Origin of the sequence: Chitinophaga ginsengisegetis, from assembly GCF_900168065.1 — a bacterium.
Lineage (GTDB): Bacteria > Bacteroidota > Bacteroidia > Chitinophagales > Chitinophagaceae > Chitinophaga > Chitinophaga ginsengisegetis.
The window spans coordinates 240,939-257,896 of record NZ_FUZZ01000002.1; the positions used below are offsets into that span (position 1 = coordinate 240,939).

The following is a 16,958-nucleotide window of genomic DNA, read 5'->3' on the forward strand; positions in this document are numbered from 1 at the left end:
CGCATACACGCCTTTGAGGTGGACTTGATCCGGAAACGCCCGCTGGCAGGCTAACTGGTTGCCGTAAGCCGGGCTAACTTATCTTCATTCAAAATAGTGATACTCTTCCCTGAAACGGCTACCAGCCGTTCTTCTATCAATTCATTCAACACCCGGAAAGTGGTTTCGTAAGTAGCGCCGATGTAGGAGGCGAGGTCTTGTTTACTAAGCGCGAGGTCAATAAACCCGTCTTTGTTGAAACCAAACTTTTGTTGGAGCTGTATCAGTGCATTGGCCATGCGGCCTTTAACAGACATATGCGCAAGGTTACGCATCTGCTTTTCGGACGTTTGCAGTTCCTGTGCATAAAACAACATGAGTTCGTACAGCAGGTCGTGATTGATTTTAAGAGACGCCTGGAAAAAGTCCATCTCTATAAAACAAACTTTTACCGGCTCCAATGCAGTGGCTGATATGGGATAATAATGTTCCGTACCGCCTATGCCGCGGTGGCCAACGATATCCCCTTTCTGTGCAAAGCGGACAATGAGTTCTTTTTCGGAGCCCCAGTGTTTATGCACTTTCATGCGGCCTTCATAAATAAAGTAGATGCCTTCTACTTTATCACCTTCTTTAAACAGGGTTTCTCCTTTGTTCAGGGTAAAATTTTTGCGGTACAATGCTGTTGCCGGGGCCCATTCTTTCAGGGATAACCGGCAAAGGAGGCAAGTTTTACCATCACAACCCTGTTTATCTTTCTTCATGTATCGTATTGCTGTTTTGTAATTGTTGTAATGTTTCATCTGCCAGCAGGGATTGCAGCTTTACAACCTCTCCTACCACTATAATAGCAGGATTTCCCAATCCGGCGGCCTGCGCACGTAAGGCAATATCCTTTACGGTACCGATCACCATTTTTTGCTGTGGTGTGGTGCCGTCCTGGATAATGGCTACCGGTGTAGCTGCTTTGCCGTGTGCGTGAAAGATATCCATGATACCTTCCAGTTTACTCATGGCCATTAATATCACTACCGTTGCAGTGGATTGCGCCGCCAGCGCGATGTCTTTCGAAATATCGCCGCTTTTGGTGGTGCCGGTGGTTACCCAGAAGCTTTCCGCGGTGCCCCTGCAGGTAAGCGGTATCATCTGGGATGCCGGTACCGCTACTGCACTGGAGATTCCTGGCACAATGGCCACTTTGATTCCATGCTTCCTGGCGGCTTCAATTTCTTCCACAGCCCTGCCAAATACAAAGGGATCGCCGCCTTTGAGCCGTACTACATGGCCGTGGGCCAGCGCCATTTCCACGATCAGGTGGTTTATTTCCTGCTGGGACAGGGCATGGCAACCATATCTTTTACCTACAAACTTAATGATCGCACCCGGCAAGGCATAAGTGAGCAGGGATTCATTTACCAATGCATCATATAATATGACGTTGGCCCGGCGGATGGTGTTAATCGCTTTCAGCGTGATCATTTCAGGATCTCCGGGTCCTGCTCCGACTAAAGATAGAGATGGATTTGATACCTGCATACATATGACATTTAAAATTATATGAAGACTTAACAGCTATGCATGCCTAAAATTAAAACAAAAACGCTTAATTTTATAATTAACATCATACACCTACCTTAAAAATCGTCTCCAAAACAAAAAATACTATTATATTAATTAATTCATAATATAACTAGAGATTTCTGATCCTTAAATATAATCGAATGAAAATAGTAGTTATAGGAAACGGTATGGTGGGATACAAATTTTGTGAGAAGATCATTTCCAAATCTGCCGACACCCCGATTGAACTGGTTGTATTTGGAGAAGAACCCCGTCCCGCTTATGATCGCGTACATCTCACCTCCTGGTTTGACGGCAAAACAGCCGACGACCTGCTGCTGGCTACGGCCGACTGGTACGTAGAGCAGGGTATCCGCCTGCACCTCGGCGACCCGGTATTACAAATTGACCGCACCAATAAAACCGTACAGTCATATAAAGGTATCGTGGAAACCTACGATTACCTCGTGATGGCCACCGGCTCTGCCGCATTTGTACCACCGGTACCCGGCATGGATAAAAAAGGCGTATTCATTTACCGCACTATAGAAGACCTGGAAATGATGAAGGCCTATGCCCCCGCAGCCCGCAGCGGCGCTGTAATAGGCGGCGGGTTGCTGGGACTGGAAGCTGCCAAAGCCCTCCTGGACCTCGGTATTAATAATACGCATGTGGTGGAGTTTTCCTCCCGCCTCATGCCACGCCAGATAGATGAACAGGGCTCCGGCATCCTGCAAAACAAGCTGGCCAGCCTGGGGCTGAAAGTGCTTACCGGTAAAAACACCCGGGAGATACTGGGAGATGAAGCAATAACAGGGCTCCAGTTTTCGGACGATACTATCCTGGAGACAGACATCCTGGTTGTGTCTGCCGGTATTAAACCACGCGACGAGCTGGCACGTGCTGCCGGTATCGCCGTTGGTCCACGCGGTGGCATTGTGGTAAATGAACAAATGCAGACAAGTGACTCCTTTATATATTCCATCGGTGAGTGCGCACTTTACAACAACATGATCTACGGCCTGGTGGCCCCGGGTTATGAAATGGCGGAAGTGGCCGCCTCCCATATCGCCGGTGAAGCCAAAGCCTTCACCGGGTTTGATATGAGCACCAAATTAAAACTCATCGGCGTGGATGTGGCCAGCTTCGGCGACCCGTTCCCTGCCCCGGAAAGCTGCCACAGCATTGTATTTGAAGATAAATTCAAAGGCACTTACAAAAGGATCAACATCACACACGATGGCCAGTTCCTGCTGGGGGGTATATTAATAGGTGACGCAGCCGCCTACAACATGCTGCTGCAAACCACCAAAAACAAACTGGTCCTGCCGGCCAACCCGGAAGATTTACTGCTGGGTAACAGAAGCGGCAGTGCCGATACCGGCGCGGGCGTTACCGCGCTTCCGGATGAAGCCATTATCTGCAGCTGTGAAAGCGTAAGCAAAGGCGCTATCTGCCAGGCGGTGACCGATGGACGTGAAACACTGGACGAAGTAAAGAAATGTACCAAAGCCGGTACCTGCTGTGGTGGCTGTACACCAATGGTGAAAGACCTGATCACCGCCACCATGAAGGCACAGGGCAAATATATCCGCAACGTGGTATGCGAACACTTCCAATACTCCCGCCAGGAAATGCTGGACCTCATCAAAGTAAAATCACTCCGTTCCTTTGATGAAGTACTGGACCATTACGGCAGCGGGGAAGGCTGCGAAGTATGTAAACCAGTGGTAGCATCTATCCTGGCCAGTTTGTGGAATGATATGATCCTCGATAAAGGCAACGATACAGCGCAGGATTCCAACGACCGCTACCTCGCCAATATCCAGAAAGGTGGTACCTACTCTGTAGTGCCCCGGATTCCCGGTGGAGAAATTACACCGGAAAAACTGGTAGTGATCGGGCAGATAGGTACTAAATATAACCTCTATACGAAAATCACCGGCGGACAACGTATCGACTTGTTTGGCGCACACCTCAGTGATCTGCCTAACATCTGGGAAGAATTGATTGCAGCAGGTTTTGAAAGTGGCCATGCTTATGGTAAAGCACTCCGTACAGTAAAAAGCTGCGTAGGCTCTACCTGGTGCCGCTTCGGGCTGCACGACAGTGTGAGCTTCGCCATCCGGATAGAAGAACGCTACCGCGGATTGCGGGCGCCGCATAAAATTAAATCGGCCGTATCCGGTTGTATCCGGGAATGTGCAGAGGCGCAGTCGAAAGACTTTGGCATCATCGCCACCGAAAGAGGCTGGAACCTGTATGTATGCGGTAACGGCGGATCCAAACCACAACATGCACAACTGCTGGCATCAGACATCGACAGCGAAACCTGTATCCAATACATCGACCGCTTCCTGATGTTTTACATCAAAACGGCCGATCCGCTGACACGTACAGCTACCTGGCTCAATAAGCTGGATGGCGGTATGGACTATTTACGCAATGTGGTGGTGAATGACAGTCTTGGTATTGCCACCCAGCTCGAATCAGAAATGCAACTCCTGGTAGATAACTACAAATGCGAGTGGCGCGAAGTGGTGGAAAACCCAGAACTGCGCAAGCGTTTCTCCCACTTTGTAAATGCACCAACCGATAAAGATCCGACTGTAAAATTTGAAACGATGCGGGCTCAGAAGAAAGCCGCTGAATGGAAATAATCTCTTTACACAAAAATACACTGCTATGTCTACTACTCACACAACTACTACCAGCTGGTTCCTGGCCTGCAAAACATCAGATGTACCTACCAATGGCGGCGTTTGCGTAAAGTACAAAGAAGAGCAGATAGCCCTGTTCTATTTTGCCCGCAGAAATGAATGGTATGCCACCCAAAACCTTTGCCCGCACCGCCAGCAGATGGCGCTCAGTCGCGGTATGACGGGCACTGTACAAGATGAGCCTAAAGTAGCCTGTCCTTTTCATAAAAAAACATTCTCCCTGAAAGATGGCCGTTGCCTGTCTGACGAACACGAATGTTCCCTCACTACCTACCCTGTAAAAATCGTGGACGACATGGTATACATAGGTGTAGCTGCTGAGATGGAGATGGCAGGTGTATAATAAAAAAACGAAACCCGGTAGCTGGCAGGCTAACCGGGCTTCTGATCCGGAAATGATTGGCTCATTCAAAATCAACCAAAGTTACATGAAAAAATGGTTTCCAGGCAAGGTATCGTTGATACTTCCCGGACTGCTGTTATCGCAGTACGGCTATGCCCAACTCTCACTCGGTGCGCAACTCAGAACCCGCACCGAACTACGTAACGGACAAGGCGCTCCGCAGCCCGAAGGCGCCGCACCAGCTTTCTTCACCTCTCAGCGCACCCGGTTAATGGCCGGCTTCAGCGCCTACCGGATCAAGCTGGGACTAACGGTACAGGATGTACGTGTTTGGGGACAGGACGGCTCTACTATTAACCGCACCACTACCCCGGATAATAACGGGTTTATGCTGCATGAAGCGTGGGCGGAAGTATTGCTGACAGATACCGTGGTGAAGAATAAAAGTCTTTCTCTGAAGATCGGCCGCCAGGAACTGGTGTATGACGACAGCCGTTTACTGGGCAATCTCGACTGGCTGCAACAGGGCCGCCGGCACGACGCAGCAGTGTTGAAATACGAAAGTAATGCGTGGACCCTGCATGTGGGCGCCGCCTTTAACCAGAATAAAGAAAATGCCAGCGGCAGTGTATACAATGCCACGCCTCCCGGTAATTATACCGCGAACACCAATGGCGGCAATATGTATAAAAGCCTGGAATTTGCCTATGTATCCAGGAAGCTGAACAAAGGCAATTTATCCTTTCTTTTCCTGACAGATCAGTTTTCAAAATACCACATCGACAGTGTAGAACATGTGGCTGTAAAAGTATACGAAGGAGCGGTGAATACCCGTATGACCACGGGTTTATTTTACACGCAGGCATTTAACAGATTTACTTATACAGCTGCCGCGTATCATCAGTTTGGTACCAACGGGAACGGACAAACGGTGAGCGGCAGTTTACTTTCAGGTTCTTTCTTTTATAGTGTGAATAAAGCATTCAGCGCAGGCGCAGGCGCGGATTATACCAGTCCGGATTTTGATCCGCTGTATGGCACCCCGCATAAATTCTGGGGCAATATGGATTATTTCTATGTGGCCAGCGGATTTGGGAATAAAGGATTACAGGACTATTACGTAAAAACGAAACTAAAGCCGGGGCAACGTTGGGCATTGACCGGCGATGTACACGAGTTTTTCAGTGCAGCCGATGTAACGGGCATGAAGAAACAGTTTGGAACAGAAGCAGATGTAACAGCGAATTACACCCTTACCAAAATGATAGGACTGGAAGCAGGTTACAGCCATTTCTGGAGTACTGCCACCCTGTCTTCCCCTACTGTTAAAAATGTAAAGAACGCTGCTGCAAACAGTAACTGGGCATATATATCGGTTAATATCCGGCCCGAATTTCTGATTAAATAACCTGTAAAAACACAACACATGGCTGCTCCTTTAGAAAAATTAAAAATATTCAGTCTTGATACCATACAGATGCGCACGTTCCATATTACGTGGCTGATGTTCTTCGTTTGTTTCTTTGGCTGGTTTGGGCTGGCGCCGCTGATGCCTACTATCCGTGCGGATCTCGGGTTAACCAAATCGCAGGTAGGTAATATCATTATTGCTTCCGTATCCGGCACCATCATAGCGCGGCTTATCATTGGCCGGCTCTGTGATACCTGGGGACCGCGTAAAACCGCGATCCGGCTGTTGCTGGTGGGTTCGTTGCCGGTATTCCTGGTAGGGTTATCAAAAGACTATACTTCCTTTATGCTGTTCCGTTTAGCCATCAGCGTTATAGGCGGTTCCTTTGTTATTACGCAGTTTCACACCTCCCTTATGTTCGCCCCTGCCATCAAAGGCACCGCCAATGCAATTACCGGCGGCTGGGGCAACCTGGGCGGAGGCGTTACCAACATGGTGATGCCGGTGATATTTGCCGCGATTGTTGGTTTTGGTTACACCAAACCGGAAGCGTGGCGGTACGCCATGATACTGCCGGGACTGATGATGCTCGGTGTAGCGTACCTGTATTACCGTTATACAAAAGATACGCCTAACGGAAATTTTGATGAGATTGGTTATAATAAGAAAGATAATAAAACGGATTGGTCTGTGCTGGGCGACTGGCGCATCTGGGCGCTTACACTGGCATACGGTATGTGTTTTGGTATGGAGATCACTTTTGACAATGTAGCGTCTTTACATTTTGTAGATACATTTCAACTTTCGCAAGGCAGTGCAGGGTTCTGGGCCGGCATCTTTGGTTTTATGAACCTGTTTGCGCGGGCACTGGGAGGCATTATTTCAGATAAGGCAGGCGCCAGGTTTGGCATTAGAGGTAAAGGATGGTTATTGGCCCTGATGCTGCTGGCGGAAGGAATCGGGTTGTTATTATTTGCACAGGCAGGATCGCTGGTAGTGGCTATCATCGCCATGCTGAGCTTTGCGCTGTTCCTGAAAATGGCCAATGGCGCCACTTATGGCATCGTACCTTTTATCAACGAAAAAAATGCGGGGCTGGTAAGCGGTATTGTTGGCGCAGGGGGCAACCTCGGCGGAATGATGTTCGGCTTCCTGTTTAAATCAGACAGTATCAGTTACGTACAGGCGTTCACGTATATTGGCTATGTAGTTATTGCCATCTCCTGTATTGTAATGCTGACACGCTTTACCCGGCAGCCTGCTGCTGAGGAAGCACCGGTAAGAACACCGGTAGCGGTATCATAAATCATTGTAAAACCTTTAGCATGCAAGCATCATTCAAAACCACCTGTTGTTACTGCGGCGTAGGCTGTGGAATAGTGGTACATAAAGACCGGCAGGGCAAGCTGCATGTAGAAGGTGACAAAACACACCCGGTTAATAAGGGTATGCTTTGTTCCAAAGGTATGAACCTGCACTATACAGTGATGGATACATCAGACAGGTTGCTGTATCCTGAAATGCGGTACCACCGTAACCTTCCACGGCAAAGGGTTACATGGGATCAGGCATTGGAAAGAACGGCCGCTGTATTTGCAGCCATCATAAAAAAACATGGTCCGGATGCTGTAGCCTTCTACGCATCCGGGCAATGCCTGACGGAGGAATACTATGTAGTGAATAAGCTGATCAAGGGATTTATTGGCAGCAATAATATAGATACCAACTCCCGGCTGTGTATGAGCAGTGCGGTAGTGGCTTATAAAATGGCTTTGGGAGAAGATGCAGTGCCCGGCACCTACGATGATATAGAGCAGGCCGACTGCATCTTTGTGGCAGGCGCCAATCCGGCGTGGTGCCATCCTATTTTATGGCGCAGGATAGAAGCAGCGAAAGCAGCCAACCCGGCTATGAAGATTATTGTGAGTGACCCGCGGGTAACACAAAGTTGCGCGCTGGCGGATCTGCACTTGCAGGTAAACCCCGGTACTGATATTGTATTACACCACGCCATAGGCCGCGCGCTGATCACCGCCGGGCATACCGATAGTTCCTTTGTGGAAGCGCATACCAATGGTTTTGATAAGTACAAGGATACCGTGATGGAACGCACCATAGAAGAAGCGGCGGCCATTTGCGGTATTGCTGCGGAAAATATCCACAAGGCTGCCGATTACATTGGCAACGCCACCGGGTTCATGACGCTCTGGACAATGGGTTTGAACCAAAGCTCCGTGGGCGTGCATAAAAATCTTAGTCTCATTAACCTTCACCTGATCACCGGCCATATCGGCAAACCCGGCAGCGGCCCCTTCTCTTTAACAGGCCAGCCCAATGCAATGGGTGGCCGCGAAGTTGGCGGTTTATCCAATCTCCTCCCGGCGCACCGCGTGCTGAACAATCCTGCGCACCGCAAAGAGGTACAGGCTTTCTGGGGAGGCACCGAGCTTTCCGACAAGCCGGGGCTTACTGCCACAGAGATGTTCACCGCATTAAACGATGGACGGCTGAAAGCTATCTGGATCATGTGTACCAATCCGTTGGTGAGCCTGCCCGACGCCCGCTTTGCCGAAGCTGCCCTGCAAAAGGCAAAGTATGTAGTAGTGCAGGAAATTTCCAGTAAGCCCGAAACGTTGCGTTATGCAGATGTGGTATTACCCGCCGCTGCATGGACGGAAAAAGAGGGCACCATGACCAACGCAGAACGACGCATCAGCTATCTCACCAAAGTGACTGATGCGCCTGGCGAGGCGTTACCCGATGCCGAAATCATTTGCCGCTTTGCGCAAAAAATGGGCTATCACGGCTTCGACTATACGAATGTATCTGAGATATACGATGAACATTGCCGTCTTACTGCCGGTACCAACATTGATGTGAGTGAACTGAACTATGATATTATCAAGGCACAGCGCAGCGTGCAGTGGCCCTATCAATCGGGCAACGGCACGCCGCGCCTGTTCCGCGACCACCGGTTTTATACCCCTGATGAAAGGGCGGTAATCCATAGTTTCGGCGATGACAACAGATCCGAGCCACTCAGCAATGAGTTGCCGCTGATACTCACCACCGGCCGCATACGCGACCAGTGGCATACCATGAGCAAAACAGGTAAGGTGAGTAAGCTAAAACAGCATATTTCTTCCTCCTTTCTTGAAATACATCCCGAAGATGCACGGCAGCGCGGCATTTCGGCAGACGATATTGTTACCGTTACCAACGGACGCGGAACAGTACGGGTAAAAGCGCAGCTTAGCACTACTATCAAAAAAGGCGTTGTTTTCCTGCCCATGCATTGGGGGAAAATATTGCACAACGATCTTCACCGCGCCAATAACCTGACCAGCCCGTTGCTTGATCCTCTTTCCAAACAGCCGGACTTTAAATATGCAGCGGTACAGGTAGCGCGCTACCGGAAACCGGTACAGAAGATTGTGATAATAGGCGCCGGGGCCGGGGCCTGCGGATTTGTAAAGTCGTACCGCGAACTAAACACTTCCGATGAAATAGTGGTGTTCAGCAAAGAAGACCTGCCATTTTACAACCGCGTGATGCTACCGGATTACATCAGCGGCACCCAGCAATGGAAGCAGCTGGTGAAGATGACCCGTGCAGAAGAAAAGTCCTACAATATTACCTTACACCGCGGCGTAAGCATTACGCATATCGACCGTAACAACAAGTTACTCACCGATAGTAACGGGAACGTACATACGTATGATATCCTGCTGATGGCTACCGGCAGCCGGGCGGCCACGTTGCGGGATATTCCACCCATACCGGGCATTTTCACGATGCGTACCCGGATGGATGCAGATGCCTTCAAACAGCATATAGATCCATCCAAAGGGAAAGTAATGATAGCAGGTGGTGGATTATTGGGAATAGAGCTGGCAGCATCTCTCAAAGAAATTAATATAGACGTTGGCGTTATACAACGTACTTCCCGGTTAATGGACCGGCAACTGGATACGCTGGGCGGGCAGCTGCTTTACGAAGAGCTTACCGACCGCGGTATTGACATCTATTATAATGATGAAATCAACCGTTTCTCCGGGCAGGATCAACTGGAAGGCATCCAGCTGAAAAGCGGCCTGTACATTCCCTGCCAGGCAGTGGTCATGTCTATTGGCACGGTTCCCAATATAGAGCTGGCCCAGGCGGCGCAACTGGAGTGCAACCGGGGCGTGGTGGTGAATGAATATCTTCAGACCAGTGACCCGGACATCTACGCTATTGGCGAAATTGCGGCTTTCAATGGTACGTTATACGGCATCACTGCCGCTGCGGAACAACAGGCAGAAGTAGTGGCCCGTTATCTCAATGGCGACATCAGCAATTACTATCAGGGCTCCCTGTTTATGAACATCCTGAAGATGCATGGCACGGATCTTTGTTCGCTTGGCATGGTGGAAACACCGAAAGATCCGGCTTATGAAGAAGTAGTGTTTATTGACAAAGCAAAACGTTATTATAAGAAATGTATCATTCACCAGGACCGGCTGGTGGGCGCCATCCTGATCGGCGACAAATCGGAGTTCATCGAATTCAGGGATCTTATTCAGCAAAAAATTGAGTTGTCGGATAAGCGGCTGGAACTGTTACGTTCCGGCAAAAAGGGAACGCCGGTAATTGGCAGGCTGGTATGCTCCTGTGGCAATGTAGGTGAAGGTAATATTATGGAGAAGATAGCAGGAGGTTGTGAGAACCTGCAACAGCTTTGCCAGGCTTCCGGCGCTGGTTTGGGCTGTGGCAGCTGTAAATCTGAGGTAAAGGCTTTGCTGGAAAAATCAATTCAAAAAACCGTGGCAGCACTTGTATAATTATGGCTAAACATACGCATACATTACCCGTTAATTTCACCGGTGGTATTATTTCACCGGGATACCTGCTGGAGCTGCTGGAAACAGCGGCAGCAGCGCAGGCTACGCATGTACGTTTTGGCTTACGGCAACAATTGCTGGTAGATATACCGGATAAAAATTTAGCCGCCTTTAAAAAGAACTGCGCGGATAAACAACTGCCTATAGCGGAGCAGCCCAATATTATGAGCTCCTACCCTGCGGCTGGTATCTTTATCCACGACAGCTGGCTGAGTGAGGGAATTTATAAAGATGTATTTAACGGGTTCGACTATACGCCAACGCTGAAGATCAATATCTGTGATAGTCAGCAAACATTTGTTCCGTTGTTCACCGGGCATATCAACTGGATCTCTTCTTCCAGTTTACATTACTGGTACCTGTATATCCGCATGCCGGGAAGCCAGCAGCTGTATGCGTGGCCGGAGCTGATCTATACCAATAATATTGCTGCTATGAGCAAGCAACTGGAGCAAAGCATCAATGAAGGCGATACGCCGGAGGAAGTGTACCAGCAGGTAAAACAGGTAGCAAGTTACATCGGTCGCGCAAAAGAGAAAGAGCCGGATCTTCCTGCTTTTCATTTGCCCTACTACGAAGGTTTTAATAAGCACGACAATAGCTATTGGTTAGGTATTTACCGGAGAGATGAAGATTTTCCGATTGCTTTTTTGAAAGAAGTATGTACCATTTGCCTGGAAACCCGCATCGGGCAATTATATGCCACGCCGTGGAAGTCGCTGATCATTAAAAATATTGAGCCGGCTCACCGTAAGCTCTGGGATTATGTGTTAGGGAAATACGGCATCAATGTGCGTCATGCCGCGAATGAATTAAACTGGCAGGTGGAAGATAACTGTGAAGACGGGCTTGTTTTAAAGCGGCACATTATCCGCTATTTTGATACGGCTGATGTACGTACTTATGGTTTGTGTTTCAGTGTGAGGATTAACCGGCCGGCAAGCCTTTTTGGAACGGTGGTAATCCGCAAGCAGGAAAACAAACATGGCAGCAAGCTGAAGTATATGCAGCGTTACGACATTCTATATACGGCGGGTTATAACGCCAATTCCGCACAGCTGCTGTTATACCGGGAAGGTGTTTCCAAAGAGCACCTGGGGCCTTACATTGTAGCGTTGTGCAGAACTTTCTATGAACGGGAAAGCGAGGCGGATGTATTACAGCACTATGTAACGGAGCAGCAATCGCTGGCGCCTGTTGCGGCTGTCGAACGGACAGTTCATCAATGCCAGGTGTGTTTAACGGTATACGACGATGCCGCCGGAGATCCGGAACAGCAGGTACCTGCAGGCACTTTATTCAGTGATTTACCGGACGATTATTGCTGCTCCGTATGTTCGTCGCCGTTAGATGAATTTAAAGTGATTAATGAAGCTACTTTATCCATACACACTGTGTAAACGCGCCATTGGCGGCCACATCCCACAATTCAAACCGTACCCATTTACGGTTTTCCAGGTTCGTATTAAATGTAAACGTGGTTGATCCGAATGACTGCGTTTGGTGCAGGGGAATTTTTTCCCGGTAAACCTCCTTTCCATCGCCGGAGATGATTACCGCATAGTTAAGCGGGAAAGTCCAGCTGGCAGATACTTTCACAATTCCCTTCCGTGCGGCGGCGATCGTATTACCGGAAGATTTTCCATTCACGGTAAAAGCGGGCAATAGTATTTCTCCTGTGGTTACAAAAAACTTTCCCTGCTGCATGGCATCCAGCACAGGTTGCCAGCCATCTTTAAAAGCGGGCAGGTGATCCAGCTGAAGATAGTTTACGTTGAGATGTCCGTACAATTCATCTTCCGGCGTAATGCGAAACAGGTCTGCTTCTGCAATCATTGTTTTGTGTAAGCCCCAGTTGGCCATATCATCCAGCAGGTCCAGTGCCCGCTTACCGAGATAAGGCTGTGAAAGATCGGCGGGTAACGCTTTCCAGGCCGCTCCCATAAATTGTGGAGCCGTGAAAAATGCCTCCTCTTTATATTTATCCGGGAACCCGGTAGATCCTTTGGTACGTGCATGAGCTGTCCAGGCCATGCCTTTTTCTGTTTGCAATAGCTGCAGCATTTCTTCTTTATTGCTTACGCGGTATACTTTTCCATAGGTAGGATCATTGGTTACAAAAGGCTGTGAGGGCTTACGATCCATTACCCAATAAACGGGTTTAGGAAAGATGTTCATCCAGTGCCCACCGAAGAAGTTATTGGGTTCTTCACCGGGGAGCAGTAAAAACTGCTTAGTGGATAGTCTTTCACACTCTTTAAACAGTGTTTGCTGTTCAAGGAAGCGTTCACTTTCCGGACCGCGTGGATGGCCGGGGCCGTGGAACTCGCCCAGGTGAACAATGTTCACGCCCGTTTCACGAAAGGCTTTTATGAATGCAGGAAGTTCCGGCATCGGCAGTTTATTCAATACATCAGCGGTATGCTCCTGGTGAAAGTGGCTGGTCATGGTATAGTATCCGGGGAGCGGCGTATATGCATCACTGTGGGTATAGCGGCGCACATACTGCAACGTTTGGCCGGCAGTGGTATGGCTGAGTAAACAAAAGAAATGAAGGCGCTGTGCAGTTCCGGGAGGAGCATTAAACCAGGGTACCCATCTTTTATCCCCTTCCGGTTCCTGCCGGATACCAATACCATAGCCGGGTGCAGCTTTATTATAACTATTCCCGTACCAGGTAAATGACTGGTTGAAACAATTATCCAACGGATAAAAGAACTGGTGCGGCGCAGGAAATAATGCCAGGCTACCGGTTTTACTTTCACCGATGATGGTGCGGTATTTCACGGCGACATTGGTGCTTTGGGTATCTGCTACTGCCGGCACAGACTTCATCACACCTTTGGGATCGGCCCAGTGAATCTGTTGCCAGGGTATATCCGTAGCCGTTAGTCCGGCGTCATATAGTATAGCGGTAGAATCCTTTTGGGTAGTCATCACGGCGGCTATGTTCATCAGTCCGCTGCCATTGTACAGGGTTATTTCCACCGCACCGCTAAAAGGGCCTCCGGTGGCGCCGGCCACACGAATAACAGTACGGGAGCCATCTGTAATAACGGCGATACTGTCTTTCTGCAATTGTACCGGGTAAGTGGTGCGCGGTAATTTTGCCGTTTTATCAAAGAAGATATTCCAGCCGTTTTGTGATACCAGGTCGCGTTTTCCGGTGGTAAGAAAAAATACGGGTTGCAGACCGGACGCCACCTGCTGCCATTCCTTTTTATCTTTGTTCCAGCTGAGACTATGGATGAGCGGGCTTCGCTGCTCCATATCCAGTACAATCCGTGCCTGTTGATTAGTACCAGCATTCCACACAGCAGTGAGTTGCCGATTGGCCACGCTTACCTTTACATCGCCGGAGGGCTTGTATCCATGCAGGTTTACCGGCACCTGCGCCGCTACAGGCAGGTAAAGAAAACAACAGCTGACAATATATTTAAAGAAGGGCATAACGTGGATATTTAAATACAGAAAGGGGAGAAATTATTACCTCCCCGGTAATCATCTCTCCCCTACAAAATATATAATTGTCCTGATAACAACTTACTATTTTTTATAAACAGCAGTTGTTTGTAACTGGTTCAGTAAAATAACCGGTGGTTGTGTAGCGAACTTAATAAAATCTGCTGCGCTTACCCGGCCTTCGTAAGGTATGAAAGCGCCTTCCTTTGGCCCATTGCGCCAGAAGAGTGCATAAGACATCTTATATTTTTCCAGTACGGGTCCAAATGTTTTTGTCCACCACTCCGACTGTGGTGTATTGATGTTGCCTACTTCGGTGAGGGCGGGTACTTTGTGGTGCGTGGCAGCTACTTGCTGAAGGATACTTAACCGGTTGTTAAGATCTTTTACAAAATGGGCTACGTCTTTATTGCAGTAAGCATCAAAGCCCAGCACATCCACGTATGCATCACCGGGATAGCGTTCCAGGTATTCTTTTTCTGTTGCAAAATCTGCGGCAGAGTATGCATACAGCAGGTTATGCAATTGTTTTACATCACGCAGGTAGGTAACGGTGAACTGCCAGATGGCTTTAAATTCTTCCGGTGTACACGAGGATTTGCCCCACCAGAACCAGTTACCGGTATGCTCATGGAACGGACGGAACAATAAAGGGATTCCTTCTCCCTTATCATTTTTTATTTTATGAAGATAAACAGCCAGTTTATCCAGGTAAGCTTTGTAAGCGCCATGATGCGCACCGCCGGGGATAATACTTTTTACTGTGTTCGGATTAGTGCTCCAGGCCGTGGCCTTTGTTACGGGATCGTTGAAATGCCAGCTGAAAGTATTGATGCCGCCGTTTTCGTATACCCATTTCATATATACTACGATAGAGTCGAACGGAACACCATCCAGGTTATGGGTGCTGTCTTTTTCCAGGCGGCCCAGCTCCCATCCAAAAACGCCGGGGTATTGTCCGGTTAGCCGTTTCACGTCAGACTCTCCTGGTTTATAGGCCCATTGCATGCCATAGGCCAGGTCGTCCTGGTGACCGAGAATGACGCCTTTGTCCAGCAGCGCCGCCATGTTATGCAGCAGCTGCCTGGTTTCCGGCGTAGCCTTTTTATCAATGGGCTGTTGTTGTGCGAGCGTGGGTATGGCGCCCAGCAATACAGCGGTGATAATGGTTAATAATTTCATGTGGTTCATTTAGCGTTACAGGAATGTCTGGTTCTTACTCACCTGCTCGCATATACGTTGTACGGTGCTATCGGAAGTAAATCCGTCTGCCGGCGTGTTGATGGCATAGTCCAGCATTTTATCCACTGTGGTAACGGCAACGTGCATACGGGTATCTGACGAGGCATAATATACAAAGATATTTCCTTCTTCGTCTGTTACCCAGCCGTTGGAAAATAATACGTTGGATACATCTCCCACACGCTCCTCTCCTTCCGGCGCCATGAAATAGCCGGCAGGCTTATGTATTACCAGGGTTGGATCTTCCAGTGACGTGATAAATACATAGAGCGTGTAGCGCAGTCCCGCAGCGGTGTTACGCACACCATGCGCTAAATGCAGCCAGCCTTTTTTTGTTTTTATGGGCGCCGGTCCCAGGCCGTTTTTTGCTTCGTATACCGTGTGATAAACTTTTTTATCCAGCAACTGTTCTTCGTGGATAACGGCGCGGGTGATATCATCTGCCAGTCCGAAGCCGATGCCACCGCCGTTTCCGGCTTCAATAAAGCCATCCTGCGGACGGGTATAGAAAGCATATTTGCCGTTTACCAACTCAGGATGCAGCACTACGTTGCGTTGCTGGGGCGAAGACGTTTTGAGATCCGGCAGACGTTCCCATGAGCGGAGATCTTTGGTGCGGACAATGCCGCATTGCGCTACTGCCGCCAACTGATCGCCCGGCGCTGCCGCGGGATCCCGGCGTTCCACGCAAAACAGGCCATAGATCCATCCATCTTCATGCTGTGTTAAACGCATATCATACACATTGGTTTCCTTGTCGGCCACCTGTGGCAGAGCGATGGGGTAATCCCAGAAGCGGAAGTGATCGGTACCGTTCGGACTTTCGGCTACGGCAAAAAAAGATTTACGGTCGTTGCCTTCCACCCTGGCCACGAGGTAAAACTTACCATTCAGGCGGATGGTGCCTGCATTGAATACCGCGTTCACGCCTATACGTTCCTGCAGGTGTGGATTAGTGGCCGGGTTCAGATCAAATTTCCAGAAATAAGGTATATGCGCTGCCGTTAGTACGGGATACTTATACCGGCTATAGATGCCGTTGTAGGTACCTGCAGGTTCATTGCCGCGTTGTACCAGTTGTTCGTATTGTTCCTGCAACTGTTCCACCTGCATGCTTGTGTTTTTCATTGTATATGCCATAAAACCGGTACTTTTTAATCGGCATTTTATGCCTGCATTAAATCCTGCTGATATAAGTTAAAATGATGCAGCGCTGATATTGCCTGTAAATGTATTTTTATTCATAACGTTCGTACAAGTGTGATCGTGACATTAAAAGTACGGACGTATCAAATACTTTAATGACACTTTCTTTTCCAAATGTTATACTATTTCAATCAAATGATGATGATAAGTAT

11 protein-coding genes are annotated in these 16,958 nt (G+C 48.8%); 6 read left to right on the plus strand and 5 right to left on the minus strand.

Annotated elements, in window-relative coordinates; translation table 11 throughout:
- Nucleotides 1-50: 50 nt before the first annotated feature.
- Nucleotides 51-743 (minus strand): Crp/Fnr family transcriptional regulator, encoded by a 693-nt coding sequence (locus B5Z18_RS14655; RefSeq protein WP_079470231.1) that lies wholly within the window; start codon nt 741-743, stop codon nt 51-53.
- Nucleotides 730-1,515 (minus strand): uroporphyrinogen-III C-methyltransferase, encoded by a 786-nt coding sequence (gene cobA, locus B5Z18_RS14660; protein WP_079470232.1) that lies wholly within the window; start codon nt 1,513-1,515, stop codon nt 730-732. Before cobA ends, B5Z18_RS14655 begins: the two co-directional genes overlap by 14 nt.
- Before the next feature lie 185 nt (nt 1,516-1,700).
- On the opposite strand from cobA, the gene nirB reads away from it, so the two are divergent.
- The 6 genes from nirB to B5Z18_RS14690 all read left to right on the plus strand — a co-directional run bounded on the left by nirB (nt 1,701) and on the right by B5Z18_RS14690 (nt 12,296).
- Entirely contained in the window at nt 1,701-4,199 is a 2,499-nt protein-coding gene (gene nirB / locus B5Z18_RS14665) for a nitrite reductase large subunit NirB (RefSeq protein WP_079470233.1), read from the plus strand.
- A gap of 25 nt (nt 4,200-4,224) precedes the next feature.
- On the plus strand, nt 4,225-4,602 hold the full coding sequence (nirD, locus tag B5Z18_RS14670) for a nitrite reductase small subunit NirD (RefSeq protein WP_079470234.1): 378 nt from the start codon (nt 4,225-4,227) through the stop codon (nt 4,600-4,602).
- 85 nt (nt 4,603-4,687) lie between these two features.
- Nucleotides 4,688-6,010, plus strand: coding sequence for an alginate export family protein (locus B5Z18_RS14675; protein ID WP_079470980.1), 1,323 nt, complete (start codon nt 4,688-4,690; stop codon nt 6,008-6,010).
- 18 nt (nt 6,011-6,028) lie between these two features.
- A complete protein-coding gene (locus B5Z18_RS14680; protein ID WP_079470235.1) occupies nt 6,029-7,318 on the plus strand; it encodes an MFS transporter in 1,290 nt (429 codons plus the stop codon).
- Between the two features lie 20 nt (nt 7,319-7,338).
- Nucleotides 7,339-10,836 carry a nitrate reductase gene (locus tag B5Z18_RS14685; RefSeq protein ID WP_079470236.1) on the plus strand — a complete coding sequence of 1,166 codons (3,498 nt, stop codon included), beginning with the start codon at nt 7,339-7,341 and terminating at the stop codon, nt 10,834-10,836.
- A 2-nt stretch (nt 10,837-10,838) separates the two neighbouring features.
- Nucleotides 10,839-12,296 (plus strand): rubredoxin, encoded by a 1,458-nt coding sequence (locus tag B5Z18_RS14690; protein WP_079470237.1) that lies wholly within the window; start codon nt 10,839-10,841, stop codon nt 12,294-12,296.
- Here B5Z18_RS14690 and B5Z18_RS14695 read toward each other — a convergent pair.
- From B5Z18_RS14695 to B5Z18_RS14705, 3 genes are all read right to left on the minus strand, one after another.
- Nucleotides 12,271-14,346, minus strand: a complete 2,076-nt coding sequence (locus B5Z18_RS14695; RefSeq protein WP_079470238.1) for a CehA/McbA family metallohydrolase domain-containing protein — start codon at nt 14,344-14,346, stop codon at nt 12,271-12,273. The genes B5Z18_RS14690 and B5Z18_RS14695 overlap by 26 nt on opposite strands.
- A gap of 96 nt (nt 14,347-14,442) precedes the next feature.
- On the minus strand, nt 14,443-15,540 hold the full coding sequence (locus B5Z18_RS14700) for a glycoside hydrolase family 26 protein (RefSeq protein WP_200817285.1): 1,098 nt from the start codon (nt 15,538-15,540) through the stop codon (nt 14,443-14,445).
- Nucleotides 15,541-15,555: 15 nt separating this feature from the next.
- Nucleotides 15,556-16,740: a glycoside hydrolase family 130 protein gene (locus B5Z18_RS14705; protein ID WP_079470240.1), complete on the minus strand. Its 1,185-nt coding sequence runs from the start codon at nt 16,738-16,740 to the stop codon at nt 15,556-15,558.
- Between the last annotated feature and the right edge of the window lie 218 nt (nt 16,741-16,958).